Genomic DNA, 20815 nt, shown 5'->3' on the forward strand with positions numbered 1-20815 from the left:
AATGTGACTATGTACTTTCGTATCGTACGCAATGCATAGTTTTAAGATTGACACAAAGAATAAAAAACGGAAACAGATTATTATCTGGTTTCCGTTTTTTTTGTACGTATCAGATAAAAATATAAATTTTTTGAAAATAAATTATATGGTTATCATAAACACATTTCAATTTTAAACACTATTTTTATCAATGTTGTTCTAAAATGCAACATATTTGAAATTTATTTTGATGTAAATTACCAACTGATATGTCATAATGTGAACAAGATTAAAACAGTTCTTCTCAATCAGCAATCTGTCTGGCAGTAGAAGAAGAGGGGAGGGTGATTACAACTACTTGATAACTTATCTGGCATTCATATTTGTAATCGCGAATCATTTTATATTTACTGGTAATAAGGAGGAAACGTATGCAATATCCAAAACTTCCAGGTCTCACCTGGGATGGAACAATCTACGAGAATGAAGAAATGAAAGTATATGAAGCATTGCTGCCTGATGGTGGTTATCCCACTGCCCACGCCCCGGCATTGCTGGAACTTCCCAATGGTGATCTTCTTTGCTGCTGGTTTGCAGGAAGCTATGAAGGCAGCGCTGATGTTCATATTATCTGCTCCATACTTCCAGAAGGAAGCACAAGATGGCTGCCTCCAGAAGATATTTCCAACGATCCAACACGTAGTGAACAAAATCCTTCTCTGTTTTATGGTCCTGATCATAAGGTATGGGCAATGTACACGGCTCAGCTTGATCGCCAGGAGGGGAAAGATAACATGCAGTATACTGCAGTCGTCCGCTGTCAAAAAAGCAGTGATGGCGGAAAAACCTGGGGACCATATGAAACCTATTTCCCTGAGGAAGGTACCTTTTGTAGACAGCCGATTCAGGTTCTTTCAAACGGGACATGGATATTTTCAAACTGGATTTGTACCGATTCTTTAGACGGTCTGTCAGGTGACCCAACTGCTTTTCGTATCTCGTATGATCAGGGAGAAACCTGGAAGACAGTTATGATGCCTAAGAGCAACGGGCATGTTCATGCCAATGTTGTTGAGCTTGATTCAGGACACTTAGTGGCTTTTATGCGGAATCGGGAAGCTTACCGCATTCATCGAAGCGAATCCTTTGACTGGGGGGAGACCTGGAGTGAGCCGGTACCAACACCTTTGCCAAATAATAACTCCAGCATAAGCGCCATAAAGCTTCAAAGCGGACGTATTGCTATTGCTTACAATCCAACCGCTACCCCATCTCCTGAGCCTGGAAAAGCAGCCTGGCCAGGTCTGCGTTGTCCTGTGGCAGTAGCCCTATCAGAAGATGGAGGCCAGACCTTCCCTGTGATACGCTTAATGGAGCGGGGAGAAGGATTTGTGGGGGATGAGAATAAGACAAACAACAAGCAGTATGAATATCCCTATCTCATGCAAAGCAGAGACGGAATGTTACATCTTGCATATGCTGCACGTACTCGCAAAGGAGTAAAGTATATAAAGTTTAGTGAAAAAGATGTTCTTGGGGATAAACGTGAGCAGGTCGGTCTGTACAATCCTACAGCAGCTAAGAGCCACTGATATTTATTGCTATGTTACACCTTGAAGTGATACACAAAAAATATAACGAAATGTGTCATAAATGTACATGACATAGAGTAAACCGTGCACGATGACACCAAGAAAGGCTAGAGGGAAAATAATATGACACCTCAAATGATGATAGCTTTAGCAATCACTGTATTCATGATTATACTGATTATGACAGACAAACTACCATTCGGCGCGCCTCCACTACTGGCCTGCCTGCTGCTTGTCATATTTGGAATCACTGATATTAAGGGCGCATTTGCTGGATTTTCAAACTCCACAATTATTATGCTCGCCGAGTTTATGGCAATTATTGCAGCACTTCAAAAAACCAGTTTTATTACTGCCTTTAAGCGTTCCATGTTTAACATAGCAAATAAAGGGAAATTTAAAGCATTTTTATTGATCATTTTAATTGTTATGATTGGCTGCAGCTTATTCGGAACTGGTTCCACTGCATATTACGTACTGACCATAGGTTTACTTTCCACGTTACCAGAAAACAAACAGCTGCCTCCTTCAAAAGTCATTATGACTGCCGGATTTGCAGCAAACCACCCATTATTACCGTTTAACACTGCATTGCAGTATGGAATCGTAATAGCAGTACTTAACAGTGCAGGTGTTCTTGCACAGGTATCAGTCGTAAAGTTTGCAATTATTAACTTAATATTATCTCTTGGTTTTTTACTTAACTGTGTGATCCAGTATAAGTTCCTTCCAGATCATCCCATTGCTAAGGCAACAGAGGCTGCAAAAGCTCAGGGAGAAACAGTTAGTACCCTTCCAAAGTGGAAAGAGCAGGTAACATACATTGCTTTCGTAGCCGCAGTAATAGGAATGATACTCCAGAGCTTTATTGGTGATGCAGGTTATGCAATTCCTGGTCTGTCTGTTGCAGTAATTCTTGTCATTGGAGTTATGGACTTTAAAGAAATACGTGATGCGATATGCGCACCTATTATATTGATGTCTGCTGGTGTTATAGGCATTGCTGATGCACTTGGAAGCACTGGATTGACCAATCTGGTTGGCTCCACCGTAGCAGGTATGCTTGGAACTAATATCAATCCTTTCCTTATGATCCTTGCATTTTGTATTCTTACAAGCGTGCTGGCAACAATGACGGGATCAACCATTGGAACCGTTTATGTATTTACACCACTTGCCATTGCCACCTGTACCAGTCTTGGACTTGATCCTACGGCTGCTGCATGTGCCATCGTAATATCTGGCTGGTGTGGACATTTCCTTCCTATTGATGGTATGCCTGCAATGGTTATGGGCGTTGGAAATTATAAGATTTCGGAATTCTGGAAATTTACGATTCCCCAATATTTTATTCGTCTGATTGCCTTGACAGCCGGTTCCCTCCTGATGTTCCCTATGTAGGGACAAAGAAGAAACCCCAAAAAACTTAAATATAGAAAGAGGTATCATTGTGAAAGCCAAGTTTGAATTAGAGCATGTTGGGATTAACACACCCGATGCTAAAGAGGCAGAGAAGCTTGCACAGCTTTTAGCCATGATGTTTAATATAGAACCACGCCATGGACAGAAATCTGAATTTGCCGGTCCATACTTTGAATGTATGAAAGCCCCGTTCCTTGGTTGTAATGGCCATATCGCTATGAGGACTCCTGATCTGACCGCTGCCACAGAAGAACTGAAAGAGAAAGGCTTCTCCTTTAACATGGATACTGCCGCTTATACTGAGGAAGGGAAATTAAAGAACGTCTATTTAGACGGTGAGTTTGGCGGCTTTGCCATTCACATTATGGAAAAATAACAGATTATCTATAGAAGAAACTTCTTCTTAACATACATGAAACTGTCAAAGTAGTTCTGAAAACAAAATAAGGAGCTGTTTCCCATGATGTAATATCAATGGGAAACAGCTCCTTATCCTGTTAATTCTAAAATTATTCGATGTCATCCTCTTCGATGGTAGTCGTATCGTCTTCAGATGCTTCTTTTATAGAGTCTGTCACCTGCTCCTGCTCTGTCATGACTTCCTCTTCCTCGGGCAGAGCCTGGGATGCGGTATAATCAAGACCGCCGTCTTCTGTGATATCCTCTGTGTCTTCTTCGGTATCTTCTTTTTCTAATGTGGAGTCAAACATGTCCTTTGCCGTAAATGCCACAGCAGAAGCTGCTTCCTTTGCCGTATCGCTTACGATGTTAGCTGCGTCTTTTACAAGGTTCTTAGCAGCAACGGCTGCATCCTTGGCTGCGTCAGCCATATCGGAAGCTGCGGTCTTAAGCTCGTCCTTGTTGGCATTTAAAGAAACATAGTTACGGTTCATCGTGCTGTCAATTTTGGAAATATCGTCATTGCCATCATCTTCAAAGTCATGAAAATTTTCTTCCAGCTCTTTGTGAAAAGATTTGTATTTCGTAAAATAAGAGATGCCTGCTGCTACTGCGCCGGCGATTGTGGCGAATGCCACGAATTTCCCAAAACCATAACCTTTTTTTGCCATAAAATAACACTCCTTTCATTCTCCTTGTTATTGTAATACTTCTATTGGAAAAAAGAAAGGTATATAATAAGAAAATTTCTATAAACTAAGTAGGTAAGGCAAAAAATGGGTCTAGTATGGCAAAAATGTAAAAAAAATATAAAGTTAGCACTCAACTATTGACAGTGCTAATAATGAGTGATATAACTTAGTATGTGAATAATAAAAAAACTTCTTTCGGGAGGCCAAAAGAAAGAAAATAAGCAGAAAGCTATGAGGAGGAATTGCAATGAAATTAGTACCATTATTTGACAAAGTTGTGTTAAAACCATTGGTTGCAGAGGAGACAACAAAGTCCGGTATTGTTCTGCCGGGTCAGGCAAAAGAAAAGCCACAGCAGGCGGAAGTCATCGCAGTAGGACCTGGCGGTTTGGTAGACGGCAAGGAAGTTACCATGCAGGTTAAGGTTGGCGATAAGGTAATCTTCTCCAAGTATTCAGGAACAGAAATTGAGACTGGCGAAGAAGACGAGAAGTTCGTAATCGTAAAGCAGAACGATATTTTAGCAGTGATCGAATAAATAAAGTGACGGACATTTCGTCAACCACTCAGAAAGCCCATATTGAGCTTTCTATCATTTTAGAAGAAAACTGGAGGAATGAATCATGGCAAAGCAGATTAAATATGGCGTAGACGCGAGAAAAGCACTTGAGTCAGGTGTTAATCAGTTAGCAGATACCGTTCGTGTAACATTAGGACCGAAAGGAAGAAATGTTGTACTTGATAAATCATTTGGAGCACCTCTTATTACCAACGATGGTGTAACAATTGCAAAAGAAATCGAATTAGAAGATGCCTTTGAAAACATGGGCGCTCAGTTAGTAAAAGAAGTTGCAACAAAGACCAACGACGTAGCTGGTGACGGTACTACAACCGCTACCGTGCTTGCTCAGGCAATGATCAACGAAGGTATGAAGAACTTAGCAGCAGGCGCTAACCCAATCGTTCTTAGAAAAGGAATGAAGAAGGCTACAGAAGCAGCTGTAGAAGCGATTAAGAACATGAGCGAGCCGATTAAGGGCAAAGCTTCCATCGCAAGAGTTGCAGCTATTTCCGCAGCCGATGACGTAGTAGGTGAGATGGTTGCTGACGCTATGGAGAAGGTTTCCAACAACGGTGTTATCACCATTGAAGAATCCAAGACCATGATGACAGAGCTTGATTTAGTAGAAGGTATGCAGTTTGACAGAGGCTATATCTCTGCTTACATGTGCACCGATATGGAAAAGATGGAAGCCAACTTAGACGATCCGTACATCCTTATCACAGATAAAAAGATTTCAAGCATTCAGGAGATTCTTCCTTTATTAGAGCAGGTGGTACAGTCTGGAGCAAGACTTTTAATCATCGCAGAGGATATCGAAGGAGAGGCACTTACCACTCTTATCGTGAACAAATTAAGAGGAACCTTCAATGTAGTAGGTGTGAAAGCACCAGGCTACGGCGACAGAAGAAAAGAGATGTTACAGGATATCGCAGTATTAACTGGCGGAACTGTAATCTCTGACGAATTAGGCTATGAGCTTAAGAATGCAACTCTTGATTTATTAGGCCGTGCAAAATCCGTTAAGATCCAGAAGGAAAACACAGTTATCGTTGATGGCTGCGGAGATAAAGACGCAATCGCTGCAAGAATCGGACAGATCAAAGGCCAGATCGAAGAAACAACTTCTGACTTTGACCGCGAGAAATTACAGGAAAGACTTGCTAAATTATCCGGTGGTGTTGCAGTAATCCGTGTAGGTGCTGCCACAGAGACTGAGATGAAGGAAGCAAAGCTTCGTATGGAAGATGCTTTATCTGCAGCAAGAGCAGCAGTTGAAGAAGGCGTAATCGCAGGCGGCGGTTCTGCTTATATCCACGCAATCACTGAAATCGAAAACGTAGTAGCCGGATTAGAAGGCGATGAGAAGACAGGCGGAAAGATCATCTTAAAAGCACTGGAATCTCCATTATACCACATTGCTGCTAACGCAGGTCTGGAAGGAAGCGTTATCATCAATAAGGTAAAAGAGTCTAAGGTCGGCGTTGGCTTTGATGCTTATAAAGAAGAGTATGTAGACATGGTGGAAGCTGGCATTTTAGATCCTACCAAGGTTACAAGAAGTGCCCTTCAGAATGCTACCAGCGTAGCATCTACCTTATTGACAACTGAGTCCGTAGTTGCTAATATTAAAGAAAAGACACCTGCAATGCCTGCACCAGGCGGAATGGATATGATGTAAGACATATTCCTACAGAAGAAACACCTTTAAGGTAGTCTTCATGCCCTGGTAATGTGGGCAGGGAAGAAAGGATCCAGTATCATTATGAATGAAATGTATGCAGAATGGCTTGTGAAGCGCAAAGCTCCGGCCTACACCATGGTGCTTAAGATTTTAATGGGAGTTTTATGCGTCATCGCATTTTTACTATCCATTTCTCCGGCTTTTGGGATTTTCGGAGTAATCATTCTCTTTGCTGTGGGAGGTGCCACCTATCTGGTATTTAGAAACAGTGAGGTGGAATATGAGTACCTGTTTGTCACTGGCTCATTGTCCATTGACCGTATTTACGGCAAAAGCAAGAGAAAGAAGGCCTGGGAAGCCACCATGGAAGAGATACAGATCGTCGCTCCCACCGGCTCCACAGAAGCCAGGGATCATGAGACTAAGGAAATGAAGGTACTGGACTTTTCCTCTAAGACTCCTGGTGCCAGCACTTATACACTGATCAGCCAGTCCAGCTCAGAAAGAACAAAGATTATTTTTGAGCCCAATGACAAGCTGCTTAAATGTATGAAGATGACAGCCCCTCGTAAGGTTGTTTCGCAGTTATAAAGGGAAAAAGGCAGGGACAGTTTAAACTGTCCCTGTTCTTTTTCTCTTTTTATATTATGCCTGATTTGTTGTCCACCCTGGACGGAAATATACAATAAAATGTCCGTTGACAACCCTTACAAAATTTGTTAAACTATGTAACTAAATAAACAAATCGCATGACAGCGTTGTGTATTAAAATCGAAAGAAGGAGAGAATACATTAATGGGTACAATAATTGGCGAAGGCATTACATTTGATGATGTGCTGTTGGTTCCGGCATATTCTCAGGTAATACCAAATCAGGTTGATTTAACGACAAACCTTACAAAGACCATAAAGCTGAACATTCCGCTTATGAGTGCAGGTATGGATACTGTAACCGAGCACCGCATGGCGATTGCCATGGCAAGACAGGGAGGTATCGGCATCATCCATAAAAACATGACCATTGAGCAGCAGGCGGATGAGGTTGATAAGGTAAAGAGATCAGAAAACGGCGTCATTACCGACCCATTTTATCTTTCCCCAGAACATACATTAAAAGATGCGGACGAGCTTATGGGCAAGTTCCGTATATCCGGTGTACCAGTAACAGAAGGCAAGAAACTGGTGGGTATTATTACAAACCGTGATTTAAAGTTTGAAGAGGATTTCAGCAGAAAGATCAAGGAATGCATGACTTCTGAGAATCTTGTGACAGCCAAAGAAGGAATTACTCTGATGGAAGCAAAGAAGATTCTTGCAAAAGCAAGAGTTGAGAAACTTCCAATCGTTGATGATGATTTCAACTTAAAGGGCCTTATCACCATCAAAGATATTGAAAAGCAGATTAAGTATCCTTTATCCGCTAAGGATGCTCAGGGAAGACTGTTATGCGGTGCAGGCGTTGGAATTACTGCCAATGTCTTAGATCGTGTGGCTGCCCTGGTGAATGCGAAAGTAGATGTAATCGTTCTTGACTCTGCTCACGGACATTCTGAGAATGTAATCCGCTGCGTAAAGATGATTAAGGAAGCATATCCGGATCTTCAGGTCGTTGCAGGTAATGTTGCAACCGGAGATGCCACCAGAGCCCTCATTGAAGCAGGCGCAGATGCCGTTAAGGTAGGAATTGGCCCTGGTTCCATCTGTACCACCCGTGTCGTAGCAGGAATCGGTGTACCACAGATTACTGCTGTTATGGATTGCTATCACGTGGCTAAGGAATACGGTGTGCCCATCATTGCAGACGGCGGAATCAAGTATTCCGGAGACCTTGCTAAGGCTATCGCAGCAGGCGGCAGCGTATGTATGATGGGAAGCTTATTTGCCGGTTGCGATGAGAGTCCGGGAACCTTTGAATTATATCAGGGAAGAAAGTACAAAGTCTATCGTGGAATGGGATCCATTGCAGCTATGGAAAATGGAAGCAAGGACCGTTACTTCCAGTCTGATGCAAAGAAGCTGGTACCAGAAGGCGTGGAAGGCCGTGTAGCCTATAAGGGATTGGTAGAGGATACTGTATTCCAGATGTTAGGCGGACTTCGTTCCGGTATGGGTTACTGCGGAGCACAGACCGTCCCAGAGCTTCAGGAAAACGGTAAATTCGTAAAGATTACAGCCGCTTCCTTAAAGGAAAGCCATCCTCACGATATCCATATCACAAAAGAGGCACCAAACTACAGCATCGATCAGTAAAAATAGGAAAAGGCGGAGAATGCATTTGCATCCCCCGTCTTTTTTTACACCAAAGCCGAGTTTTATTTTGACTGATGAGGCAGCCGTCCGCGAAACAGCCTCTTTTTTAATTCCTTGATATGAAATGGGATCAGCGGATAGATATAACTCTTGCCGGCTATGGTCTTATTAAATATGACGGCACACACGGTCAGAGCTACACCTGCAATAAAGCCCCAGAGATTAAAGATTGCCGTTAAGATCAGCATAATCATACGCATGAACTTAAAGGCGTAGCCCAGCTCAAAGCTCGACTGGGAATAGTTGGCTACGGTGACAAAGGACATATAAAGCATGGTCTCACTATTAAACCACCCTGATTTTACCGAATATTCTCCAAGGACAATACCTGCGATAATACTTAACGGTGTGGTCAGCATGCTTGGGGTATTGATTGCAGCAAGCTTTAATCCGTCAATGGCAAATTCAAAGATAAGAAGCTGAAACAAAAGAGGTACCTGAGGCTCTTCCGATAGCTTTATAAATTGAAGCCAGGAAGGAATGTAATCTGCATTCTGCATAAAAAGCAGCCAGAGGGGGGTAAGAAAAAGGGTCAGGAGCGAAATCAGAAATCTGGATAAACGAAGGTAGGTTCCTGTCACCGGAGGGAAATAATAATCATCAGCTTCTTCAATGATGTCAAAGATGGAAGAAGGAAGTATCATGGCGGAAGGAGAATTATCCACCAGAATAACAATATTGCCCTCTAAAATACAAGCGGCAGCCGTATCCGGGCGCTCAGAATATTTGAACTTTGGAAATGGGTTGAACCACATATGGGGATAAAGACACTCGGCAAGACTTTCCTGATTCATGGTAAGTGCATCTACTTTTACATTTTTAATCTTGCTTTTGACTTTGTTTAAGAGTGCATCATCCACTCTGCCTTTAAAGTAACAGATGGCAATGTCTGTGTGAGAACTTTCTCCCATATTCATGATTTCCACCGTCATTTTCGGATCCCTGATTCTTCTACGGATCAGGGCGGTGTTAAAGGTCAGAGTTTCCACAAAACCGTCTCTGGAGCCCCGCATTACCTTGTCTTTTTCCGGTTCCGCAACACTTCTTGCAGGATAACTTCTGCTGTCAACGACAAAGCACCGGTCATAGCCGTCGATGAATAGACAGGAAAGGCCGGAGAGCAGATTTTTAATCATGGTAAATTCGTCTTTGACCAGACTCACCTGAGTATAGGGAAAATATTTTTTAGCAAATTCATGGATATCAGGGGGCATGTCCTCGGGAGTGATCGAGGAGAAGTCCTCCATGAGCTTCTGCCACACATCATTTTTGGTAAATCCTTCTATCGTATACAGGCAGGCAACTTTGCCGCCTACGTAAAAGGTGCGGTAATTGAGATCAAAGTTCCCATCCACATCCAGCTTGTTGTTTAGATAATTCATATTGTCGGAAATGCTAGTCGAAAATTCCATGGCAGATATCTCCTTATTATAAAATAGCCGGGATTTGGCAATAAGGAAAGTATGTGCAATTTTTCTGAAAATATGTTTTAACAAATTACCATGACGGAAAAGGGCAGATTTTGACAGATGTGTAAAAATATATGGGAAAGCGTACCGAGACAGTCTGTTTTTTGGGTAAAATAGACTAAAAACATTGACTTTGTTGGCAATCTATGGTATTATCGTCTATGTAAAAAGCACAAAGAGGTGTCTTATGTGCTTGATATCGGCATGGGGATGCCGTGTAGCGAAAACGATATGACGTGACGGTTTTAGATCGTGGCGGAGGATTGCCTTCTGTGGGGGAAAGGCAATCCTCTTTTTTGCGTAGTCAGAAATGATAATGGGCAAGGATAGCCTATCATTTTTATAAAAAGTTTGATATGGTTAGAGAACTTACATATAATACTTGTATCGATAAGGAGGAATATTATGCTTAAAAAACTAAGGAAAGATAAGCGGGTAAGAAATGTGATGACAACGTTCGCGGTTATCTTATCTGCTCTTTTACAGACGTATGTGATTCAGGCCTTTATCCAACCTGCAGGACTGTTGTCCGGTGGATTTACGGGAATTGCCATTTTGATTGACCGGATTACTTCCCTGTTTGGAATTAATATATCCACTTCCCTTGGTATGATCGTACTCAATATTCCGGTGGCCTGGGCATGCAGCAGAAGCATCAGCAAGCGATTTACTTTTTTTTCTCTGTTACAGGTTCTCTTAGCCAGTACATTTCTAAGAATATTCCACTTCAGTCCTCTTTTTGACGATGAGGTACTGAATGTAATTTATGGCGGCGTTCTGTTTGGCTTTGCCATTTTATTGGCTCTTCGGGGAAATGCATCCACTGGAGGAACGGATTTTATTGCCCTTTATGTGTCCAATAAGACCGGGAACTCCATATGGACGTCTGTATTTATTGGAAATGTGGTTCTGCTTTGTATCTTTGGAGCTATCTTTGGCTGGAAATACGCCGGTTACTCCATCCTGTTTCAGTTTGTGTCAACAAAGATTATATCAACCTTTCATCACCGGTATGAGCGGGTCACATTACAGATCACAACCGCAAAAGGTCCGGAGCTCTCTGAAAAATATGTGGAAACCTTTCATCATGGAATCTCCTGTGTGGATGCCGTGGGTGGTTACAGCAAGAAAAAGATGTACCTTCTTCATACGGTGGTCTCCTCATATGAGGTGGCTGATATTATTACCTTGTTCCACGAGGTGGATGAGAATGTAATTGTCAATCTTTTTCGGACGGAACAATTTTATGGTTCCTTTTACCGGGCTCCTATGGAATAGGAGTCCGGCCTCTGATTTATTTTTTTAAGCGGAGGGGAAAGCTGCGGCTTTTCAGCCGGCTGAAAAAGAAGAAATAAATGAAAAACAGAACTGAGGTAGTGACCCAGGTCATAGGGTAACTGAATATCACAGTTTCAATGGTACGGTGAAGGGGAACCACAGTCCAGATCCATACGACCCGAAGAATGCAGACTCCCATGCAGGTAAGGAGCATAGGGATCCAGCAGTCCCCGGTCCCGCGAAGTGACCCGGAGAAAATCTCTATGGAAATATATGTGATGTAAACCGGAACCAGATAACGGAGAATATCCGTACCAATGGAAATGACATCGGTATCCGTGGTAAACAAAAGATAAATGTGGTTTCCGAACGTATAGAGAAGTATACTGAGTACAATGGAGGCTGCAAAGCACATGGCCATGCAGACACGGATTCCCTTATAGACCCTGTCCTTTTTCCCTGCCCCGTAATTTTGTCCTACAAAGGTGGTTATGGAGATACCAAAGGCGCTTATGATAGTAAAGAATACGCTGTCGATCTTTCCATACGCGGTCCAGGCTGCTATGGTGTTGGTTCCAAGGGTGTTGATGCTGGACTGAATGATAATATTTGAAAAAGAGTACATAACGGACTGGAGTCCAGCCGGAAATCCTATGCGGATGATACGCTTTAACATACCTTTATCAATTCTTAAATTACGTAGAACCAATCGGTAGGATTCCTTTGTGCGGGTCAGTACAAGCACCACAAGCACAGCGCTTAAGAGCTGGGAGAGAATAGTGGCCAGTGCAGCTCCCCTTACCCCAAAGGGCAGGTATACCACGAACAGGATATCCAAAAGGATATTGGTAAAGCAGCTTGCAATAAGAAAATAAAGAGGCCGTTTGGAGTCTCCAACGGCCCGGAGGATTCCGGCTCCCATATTGTAGATGAGGTTTGCAGTCACACCCATAAAATACACTCTCATAAAGGCGACTGCGTGGTGCAGGATATCTTCAGGAGTCCCCATGGCCTTTAGGGCAAGGGGCGCGAACACGATTCCGATGATGGTAAAGAGGATACCGGAGACGATTGAGAAAGCGATGGCGGTATGGACCGCCTGGCTGACCTTTTCCTTTTGATTTCCTCCGTAATGCTGTGAAATAATAACCGTTGCACCAGAAGAAAGCCCTATGAAGAATCCGATCAGCAAATTGATCAGGGTTCCCGTAGGACCTCCCACTGCAGCAAGTGCTTCCTTTCCCACAAATCTGCCGACAATGACGGCGTCTATGGTATTATAAAGCTGTTGAAAAAAGGTTCCGAATAAAATGGGAAAGAAAAACAGAAGAAGCTGTTTCCAAATCACTCCCTCTGTAATCCCGTTATGCCCCAGCGCATCTTGTGCTTTTGTAGTTTGTTCCATGGTTCATTTTCCTCGTTCATGTAATTATGTATCCCATTTTTTCATTATACTGTTTTCAATGAAAAAATACAATCCCTCCTTATTCAGCCTTTACTGCCTTAGTAAGCGCCTGATCCACAGCCTTTAAAAGAACGCCTGAGGTGTAGCGGGATTCCGTTGGATAGGAGATGTTTTTGGTGGACTGGTTTTTCACGATCTGCTCCGATAAGTTCTCCATTGCAGGCTGCATGAGCGGATACATGGTTGTGACAGCTTCGCTTAGGGGAACCAGGTTCACAGAGGCAATCTTTCCGGAATCTACGGTAACCTGAACATTAATATCCTGGTTGTTCAGTGTTATGGCAGAGGTATAGACCCCAGGAACATAATGCACGGCGTCACCAGACGTGGGAACCGAATCCTTTTTCGGGCGGAACATGACTAAAAACAAAGTAATAAGGAGTATTCCAAGGCCGACGAAGATTGCTGTGTAAATGATTTCTTTCATTCGTAAAACTACGATTTTTGTTTTTGAGCTCATATAAAAAGCCCTCCGTACAGTTTTGTTATAGTCTATTATTTTGATTTGTGTTTCATGCCTAAGATTTGATTGTTGTAAGGGGAAAACTATGTTAAGATGATAAGCAAACAAGTGTTTTGTTTTCATAGGAATGATTAGAAAAAGGAGACAAAAAGACGATGTCCCTTCAATTTATTTTAGGCGGATCAGGGTCAGGAAAGACCTACCGCCTTTATACAGAGCTTATCCGAATGTCCATAGAGGATCCGGATACCAGATATATTGCCATCGTACCGGAACAGTTCACCATGCAGACCCAGAAGGAGATTGTTACCCTTCATCCCCGTCATGGTGTTATGAATATAGATATTGTCAGCTTTAACCGTTTGGCTTACCGTATTTTCGAAGAGCTTGCCATTGAAAATCCCCAGGTCCTTGACGACATGGGAAAATCCATGGTCTTAAGAAAGGTCGCCGCCGGAAAGAAAAAAGAGCTGGTGCTTTATAAAGAGCATCTGTCAAAGAACGGATTTATCTCTCAGTTAAAGTCCATGCTTTCAGAGATGTATCAGTATGGAATCACCCCTGATATGTTAAAAGAAGAGCTGCCACAGTCCATGAGTCCTATGCTGAAACAGAAGCTGTTTGACATCTCCGTGATGTACCAGGGATTTAAGGATTATATTAAGGACAAGTATATCACCACAGAAGAAATTCTTGATGTATTCTGCCGGGTACTGCCTCAGTCAGAGTTAATCAAAAACAGTGTTATCACCCTTGACGGCTATACCGGATTTACTCCGGTCCAGTACCGGATTCTCGGTCTGTTTCTTCGTTTTTGCAAAAAGGTCATTGTGACCGTAACCATTGATCCCCAGGAGAACATGAGCAGGCGGACCGGAATTCAGGAGCTGTTTTACATGAGCCGTCAGATGATATGGAAGCTAAATGATCTGGCTGAGGAAGAGAATGCCGTAAGAGAAAAAGATATTCTGATCATGGAGCATCCTGCCGTCCGTTTCCGTCAGGCAGGAGAGAACATGGAAAATCCTCTGGATTTTCTGGAGCAGAATCTATACCGTTATAAGGGTAAGGTATCAAAGGACTTTACATCCATTCGTTTGGTAAAGGCATTAAACCCATCCGAAGAGATTTTATTTGTGATCCATTCCATGGAAGAAGCCATACGGACCAGGGGACTTCAATACCGGGATATGGCGGTGATTACGGGAGATTTAGGAAGCTATGCCAATGAGATCATTCATCAGTTCCAGGTAAATGGCATTCCGTTCTTTCTGGACGATAAAAAAAGCATTTTAAAAAATCCCATGGTGGAGCTAATCAGGGCGGCCACCCAGATGATACAAAAGGATTTTACGTATGAATCCGTGTTCCGTTATGTTAGAACTGCTCTCATCGTTTCGGATGAGGAGAAGGAAAAGACAGACCGGCTGGAGAACTATGTCATTGCCATGGGGATTCGCGGCTTTAAACGATGGGATTCCACCTGGGAAGGCTGGTACCGTGGAGCCAAAGAGCTTAATCTGGAGGAATTAAATGAATTCCGGGAAAGGATCATTGCCCCCCTACGAGGGCTCAGAGAGGCATTTCGAAAGGAAGATTCCACCGTAAGAACCATGACAGCAGCAGTCACAGAGCTTTTAATGGAGCTTGGAATCGAAGAAAAACTCCTCGCCTATGAAGCCAGATTTAAGGATATGGGAGAAATGATACTTGCAAAGGAATACAGTCAGGTCTATGGCCTGGTCATGGATTTATTCGACCGTCTGGCAGGACTTTTAGGAGAGGAACACGTAAGCGGGAAAGAGTATGGAGAAATCCTGGATGCCGGTTTTTCTGAAATAAAAGTGGGACTGATTCCTGCATCCGTGGACCGGGTGGTGGTTGGAGATATAACCAGAACAAGGCTTGATCATGTAAAGATTCTCTTTTTTGTAGGAGTCAATGACGGAATCGTACCGGTAAAAAAGGAAAAGAGCAGCTTATTTACGGACAGGGAACGGGAATTTTTAGGAGCTCAGGCCATAGAGCTTGCACCTACAAGCAAGGAAGAGGGCTTTCGCCAGAGATTTTATCTATATCTTGCCCTCACAAAGCCGGAGCAGGAGCTTTGCTTATCTTATTCCGCCATGGATGGATCAGGAAAGAGCCTTCGTCCCTCCACTCTCATTGGAGAACTGAAAAAGCTGTTCCCAGGGCTGACTGAATCGATCCCTCAAAAGGATCAGGTTCCTCTGTCCATGAGAGAGGCAAAGGATTCTCTCCTCCATGGGCTTCGGGAATACCGGATGAATGGAGAGAACAACCGGTTTCTGGAGCTTTTTAAGGCATTTCTTTTATCGGACCGTTACAGCGGGGAGGGGAAGAAGCTTTTAGATGCAGCCTTTTATACTTACGAGGAAAAGGGAATCGGAAAGGTGGCAGCCAGAGCTCTCTACGGCTCGGTCATCAGCGGAAGTGTCACTAGAATGGAACAGTATGCTTCCTGCGCTTATGCCCATTTCTTAAATTACGGTCTGGAGTTAATGGAGCGGCAGGAGTATGAGCTGGCAGCCATGGATATCGGGAATCTGTTTCATGATTCCATTGATTTATGCTTTCAGAAGATCAAGGAGGAAGGAAAGGATTTTAAGACATTATCCGAGGAAGAGCGAAAATCACTGGTACATGAATGCGTTTCCCTTGTGACTGGAGAATACGGAAATACCATTCTTAAAAGTTCAGCCAGAAATGCTTATCTGGCTGGAAAGGTAGAACGGATCACCGACCGAACCATGTGGGCACTGACCGAACAGCTGAAAAAGGGTGATTTTGTTCCTGTTGGGTTTGAAGTAGCTTTTTCCGCCTCCGATCATCTAAAGGCCATGCGGATTCCCCTCTCAGGAGAGGAGGCTATCCATCTGCGGGGAAGAATTGACCGCCTGGATCTTTGTGAGGATGAGGATGCGGTGTATGTAAAGATCATCGATTATAAATCAGGCAGCACTGCCTTTGACTTAACTTCTCTATTCTATGGGTTGCAGCTCCAGCTTGTAGTCTATATGGATGCAGCCCTTGAAATGGAGGAGAGGCACAGGCCGGAAAAACAGATAATTCCTGCGGGAATCTTCTATTATAACATCGGCGATCCAGTGGTGGACAAGGAAGGAAATATGACAGACTCTCAGATTGACCAAAGGATGTTAAAGCAGCTTCGCATGAACGGTCTTGTCAACACGGATTTAAACTCCATCTCCCATCTGGACCGGGAGATCGAGACAGAGTCTGATGTCATACCAGTTGCCATGAAAAACGGCATCATACAGGAAGCAAGGTCCTCGGTTGCCGGGGGAAACCGGTTCAAAGCTCTCCGCCAGTTCGTGCAGGAGAAGCTAAAGACAGAGGGGCAGGAGATTTTAGACGGTGTCATTGATGTAAAGCCTTATAAGCAGGGAAACAGAAGTGCCTGCGATTATTGTCCCTATCATGCTGTCTGTGGCTTTGACCTAAAGACAGAAGGATATGGCTACCGCAAGTTTAAGGCTTTGAAATCAGATGAAATATGGCCAGTTATTGAAGGCGAAAAGGAGGCTAAGGACGATGGCGATCAGCTGGACGGATGAGCAAAAAGCGGTCATTGAAAGCAGAAACAGGAATCTTCTTGTCTCAGCGGCAGCAGGAAGCGGAAAGACAGCCGTTTTGGTGGAACGAATTATCCGTATGATCACAGAGGGGGAAGAGCCTTTAAAGATCGATCAGCTTTTAGTTATGACCTTTACAAAGGCAGCGGCAGATGAGATGCGGGAACGTGTCTTAAAGGCGGTAGATGAAAAGCTTATGGAACAACCGGACAATACTCATCTGCAGATACAGGCTGCTATGATTCCTTATGCCCAGATCACGACCATCGACAGCTTTTGTCTTGGACTCATAAGAGAGCATTACAACAAGCTGGACATTGATCCCGCTTTCCGGGTGGGAGACGAAGGGGAGCTTATTCTCCTTCGGGCAGATGTGATGAAGGAGATGCTGGAAGATTTTTATGAGGCAGCAGACCCTCAGTTTGAGAAGTTTGTGGAGACCTATGCCACCGGTAAAACGGATTATGGCATTGAAGATTATATCATGCAGGTTTATACCTTTTCCCAAAGCAATCCGTGGCCGGGGGAATGGATTGACCGCTGTCGGGCAGAGCTTTTGGCTGATGACATGGAAGGAATGATGGAAACGGAATGGATGAAATTTCTCATGCATGATAGGAAGCTTCAGATTTCTGAGTTAATAATCCAGATAGAGCGAGCCGCAGAGGTGTGCGAGGAAGAAAATGGGCCAGAGGCATATCTGCCCATGATGATCAGTGATCAGCGCCTGTTAAAGCGGCTTTTAGACGCAGAAAATTATGAGGCTTTTAACAGAGAGTTAAAGGAGGTTTCCTTTGACCGTCTGGCCTCCATTCGGAAAAAAGACATTGATGCGGAGAAAAAGGCTTATGTAACAGGAATCAGGGACCGTGTGAAAAAGGCAGTTTCAAAGCTTTCTGATCTTTACTGCTTTGAGTCCCCGGATGAAGTTCTCTCAGACATACAGGGAACCAGGGAAGCCGTATCCATGCTCCTTGATCTTGCTTTGGAATATGCCAGAAGGTATCAGGAGAAAAAGCGGGAAAAGAATCTGGTGGATTTTAATGACTTAGAGCATTATGCCCTTGAAATCCTGTTAAAGCAGAAGGGGGATGAACGAATTCCATCCGATGCAGCCGATGAGTTAAGCAAGCAGTTCGTTGAGATTTTGGTGGATGAGTATCAGGACAGCAATGATGTTCAGGAGGCTTTAATCACCAGTATATCAAGGGAGCGGTTCGGTACACCCAATGTTTTTATGGTAGGAGATGTGAAGCAGAGTATTTATCAGTTCCGTCTGGCCAGACCTCAGCTTTTTTTGGATAAATACGAGACCTACCAAAAGGAAGAGGGATTATACCAGAAAATAGAGCTACATCAGAATTTCCGAAGCAGAAATGAGGTTCTTACCGGAATCAATGAAGTGTTTTATCAGATTATGACAAAGAATCTGGGAAATATTCGTTATACCAGAGATACCGCTCTTCACCCCGGAGCCTTTTACCCGGAAGGGGAAGGCAGGATAGGAGAAAAGCCGGAGCTTATGATGATTCATGCAGAAGGCGATCTCTTAAAGCAGCTTGATGAGGATGGGGGAGAGTTTACCAGCCGTGAATTGGAGGCAAAGGCGATTGCTGCCAGGATTCGTGAATTCGTTCATCCGGAAACAGGACTTATGGTCTTTGATAAGAATTTAGGCGGCGGGGGTGGTTATCGGACGGCACAGTATGGAGATATGGTTATTTTGCTAAGAAGCTTAAGCGGCTGGGCAGAGGATTTTGTAAACGTATTGATGAACGAAGGAATTCCGGCTTATGCGGAAAGAAAAACCGGTTATTTTACTGCCATTGAGGTAGAGGTAATACTTTCCCTTCTTAACATCATAGATAACCCCATGCAGGATATCCCTCTGGCAGCCGTGTTAAAATCCCCTGTCTGTGAGGTAACAGACGAAGAGATGGCCCACATGACCGCTCTCTTTAAAAAGAAGGCAAAGAAGGGACAGGACCGGGGAATCTATGGAGCCTGGCAGCAGTACCTTTTGGAATATGAAGAAGCAGAGGATATGGCTTATCCTTATTTATATAGGAAACTGGAGCGATTATCTCACATGCTGATGACCTACCGGGCAAAGGCAGCTTATTTATCCATCCATGAACTGCTTTATGATATATACGAAGGAACCGGGTACTATGATTACGTTTCAGCCATGCCAGCCGGAGAAGTAAGAAGGGCCAATTTAGCCATGCTGGTGGAAAAAGCATCTGCTTATGAAAAAACCAGCTACACCGGGCTGTTTCATTTCATCCGTTACATTGAAAATCTTAAAAAATACGATACGGATTTTGGAGAGGCTTCCCTGTCCGGGGAGGATAATACCGTTCGTGTCATGAGTATCCATAAGAGTAAGGGACTGGAATTTCCCGTTGTATTCTTAGCGGGTATGGGGAAAAAGTTTAATAAACAGGACGCATATGGAAAAGTGCTCATTGATCCGGACCTTGGGATTGGAACCGATTATCTGGATCTGGAGCGGCGTATCAAAGCCCCCACCCTAAAAAAGCATGTCTTACGCCGAAAAACAGAGCTTGGGGCTATGGGAGAAGAGCTTAGGGTTCTCTATGTTGCCATGACCAGAGCAAAGGAAAAGCTGGTCATGACTGGACTGGACCGTTATCTGGAAAAGAAGATGGAGCGGTATCAGGAGGTCTTTCGGGTAGACGGAGCCATTCCGTTTACCATTCTCTCTACTGCAGATTCTTATTTAGACTGGATGCTCATGAGTCTTTCGGGGAAATATTCGGATACAGCCATTCTTTTGGAGGAAGGTCAGGATACGGGCAGCCTGATTGTAAAGGAATTGCCTGTGACCCATCTGGTAGGTAGGGAGGTTGAGCGCCAGGCAGGAAAGAAACTGACCAAGGAGCGGCTGCTCTCCCTTAATACAGAAGAAATCTATGATGAGGAGCTTCAAAAGGAGTTACATGCAGCGTTTCACTACCAATATCCTCATGCAGCTGAAATAGGACTTCACACCAAGCTGTCAGTTTCAGAGCTAAAGAAACAGGGACAGTTTCTCGATGAGGAGGAAAGCGAGTTTCTGCCTACCATTCCCATGTTCCTAAAAGAAGAAGGGGAGGGGGATTCCGTTAAAGGTGCTTACCGTGGAACCGCCTATCACCGCGTGCTGGAGCTGCTTAACTTTGGAGAGGTACACACAAAGGGAGAGATTTTAGAAGCCATCGATGGTTTTCGAAGAGAAAAGCGTATGGATGAGGAAAGCATTTCCCTCCTGTCAGAAACCATACTTTTTAACTTTTTAATGTCTCCTCTTGGAAAACGGCTGTCCCTGGCACAAAGGGAAGGAAGATTAAAGAAAGAACAACAGTTCGTTATTGGGATTCCTGCAAGAGAAATGGACCTTGGAGATTCAGATGAGCTTATTTTAGTCCAGGGTATTATTGACGCTTATATGGAAGAAGAGGACGGGCTGGTTTTAGTGGATTATAAAACGGACCGCATCAGAGAAGGGGAAGAAGAGATCTTAAAAAACAGGTATCAGGTGCAGATTAATTACTATACCCGGGCTCTGGAGCAGATGACTGGAAAAAAGGTAAAAGAAGCAGTCATTTATTCCTTGTCCCTTCAAAAAGAAGTGATAGTAAGCAGTTCATAAAAGAAGGATTCTCTGCCGGTAAGCATAAAAACCCGGCAAAGCAGTATAATAAGAAACAGCAATCCGGCATAACTTAAGCGGGTATAAAATCTGGCAGAGAATCCTTGATAGAAGTATTATTATGAAACGCAATTTCTGGAGAAAAATTAACTGATAATTACAGATAATGGATTAAAAATCAGCAATAATATTGGAAGTGCACAAGAATAAAAATAGCGTTGACAAATA

14 protein-coding genes are annotated in these 20815 nt (G+C 43.5%); 10 read left to right on the plus strand and 4 right to left on the minus strand.

Annotated features, from left to right (window positions below; all coding sequences use genetic code 11):
* Positions 1-410: 410 nt before the first annotated feature.
* From OW255_RS05705 to OW255_RS05715, 3 genes are all read left to right on the plus strand, one after another.
* Positions 411-1571: a sialidase family protein gene (locus OW255_RS05705; protein WP_024836863.1), complete on the plus strand. Its 1161-nt coding sequence runs from the start codon at positions 411-413 to the stop codon at positions 1569-1571.
* Positions 1572-1694: 123 nt separating this feature from the next.
* Positions 1695-2972, plus strand: coding sequence for an SLC13 family permease (locus tag OW255_RS05710; RefSeq protein WP_024836862.1), 1278 nt, complete (start codon positions 1695-1697; stop codon positions 2970-2972).
* Between the two features lie 49 nt (positions 2973-3021).
* Positions 3022-3369 (plus strand): VOC family protein, encoded by a 348-nt coding sequence (locus OW255_RS05715; RefSeq protein WP_024836861.1) that lies wholly within the window; start codon positions 3022-3024, stop codon positions 3367-3369.
* A gap of 133 nt (positions 3370-3502) precedes the next feature.
* Here OW255_RS05715 and OW255_RS05720 read toward each other — a convergent pair whose 3' ends face one another.
* On the minus strand, positions 3503-4063 hold the full coding sequence (locus OW255_RS05720; protein ID WP_024836860.1) for a hypothetical protein: 561 nt from the start codon (positions 4061-4063) through the stop codon (positions 3503-3505).
* A gap of 268 nt (positions 4064-4331) precedes the next feature.
* On the opposite strand from OW255_RS05720, the gene OW255_RS05725 reads away from it, so the two are divergent.
* The 4 genes from OW255_RS05725 to guaB all read left to right on the plus strand — a co-directional run bounded on the left by OW255_RS05725 (position 4332) and on the right by guaB (position 8580).
* Positions 4332-4622: a co-chaperone GroES gene (locus OW255_RS05725; RefSeq protein WP_024836859.1), complete on the plus strand. Its 291-nt coding sequence runs from the start codon at positions 4332-4334 to the stop codon at positions 4620-4622.
* Positions 4623-4707: 85 nt separating this feature from the next.
* Positions 4708-6327: a chaperonin GroEL gene (gene groL / locus OW255_RS05730; protein WP_024836858.1), complete on the plus strand. Its 1620-nt coding sequence runs from the start codon at positions 4708-4710 to the stop codon at positions 6325-6327.
* A gap of 84 nt (positions 6328-6411) precedes the next feature.
* Entirely contained in the window at positions 6412-6921 is a 510-nt protein-coding gene (locus tag OW255_RS05735; RefSeq protein ID WP_051464685.1) for a DUF6106 family protein, read from the plus strand.
* Between the two features lie 204 nt (positions 6922-7125).
* Positions 7126-8580: an IMP dehydrogenase gene (gene guaB, locus OW255_RS05740; RefSeq protein ID WP_024836856.1), complete on the plus strand. Its 1455-nt coding sequence runs from the start codon at positions 7126-7128 to the stop codon at positions 8578-8580.
* Positions 8581-8642: 62 nt separating this feature from the next.
* Here guaB and OW255_RS05745 read toward each other — a convergent pair whose 3' ends face one another.
* On the minus strand, positions 8643-10052 hold the full coding sequence (locus OW255_RS05745; RefSeq protein WP_024836855.1) for a spore germination protein: 1410 nt from the start codon (positions 10050-10052) through the stop codon (positions 8643-8645).
* A 462-nt stretch (positions 10053-10514) separates the two neighbouring features.
* Here OW255_RS05745 and OW255_RS05750 point away from each other — a divergent pair, with 462 nt between their 5' ends.
* Positions 10515-11387 (plus strand): YitT family protein, encoded by an 873-nt coding sequence (locus OW255_RS05750; protein ID WP_024836854.1) that lies wholly within the window; start codon positions 10515-10517, stop codon positions 11385-11387.
* Between the two features lie 16 nt (positions 11388-11403).
* Here the strand turns inward: OW255_RS05750 and OW255_RS05755 are convergent, their stop codons facing one another.
* Both OW255_RS05755 and OW255_RS05760 read right to left on the minus strand, forming a co-directional pair.
* Positions 11404-12792, minus strand: coding sequence for an MATE family efflux transporter (locus OW255_RS05755; protein ID WP_268115936.1), 1389 nt, complete (start codon positions 12790-12792; stop codon positions 11404-11406).
* A gap of 79 nt (positions 12793-12871) precedes the next feature.
* On the minus strand, positions 12872-13312 hold the full coding sequence (locus OW255_RS05760) for an FMN-binding protein (protein WP_024836852.1): 441 nt from the start codon (positions 13310-13312) through the stop codon (positions 12872-12874).
* A 158-nt stretch (positions 13313-13470) separates the two neighbouring features.
* Here OW255_RS05760 and addB point away from each other — a divergent pair, with 158 nt between their 5' ends.
* Together addB and addA are read left to right on the plus strand one after the other, a co-directional pair.
* Entirely contained in the window at positions 13471-16914 is a 3444-nt protein-coding gene (gene addB / locus OW255_RS05765) for a helicase-exonuclease AddAB subunit AddB (protein ID WP_268115937.1), read from the plus strand.
* Positions 16892-20587, plus strand: coding sequence for a helicase-exonuclease AddAB subunit AddA (gene addA, locus OW255_RS05770; protein WP_268115938.1), 3696 nt, complete (start codon positions 16892-16894; stop codon positions 20585-20587). The genes addB and addA overlap by 23 nt, the downstream gene beginning before the upstream one ends.
* Positions 20588-20815: the final 228 nt, after the last annotated feature.

It is taken from the genome of Lacrimispora xylanolytica, assembly GCF_026723765.1.
Lineage (GTDB): Bacteria > Bacillota > Clostridia > Lachnospirales > Lachnospiraceae > Lacrimispora > Lacrimispora xylanolytica.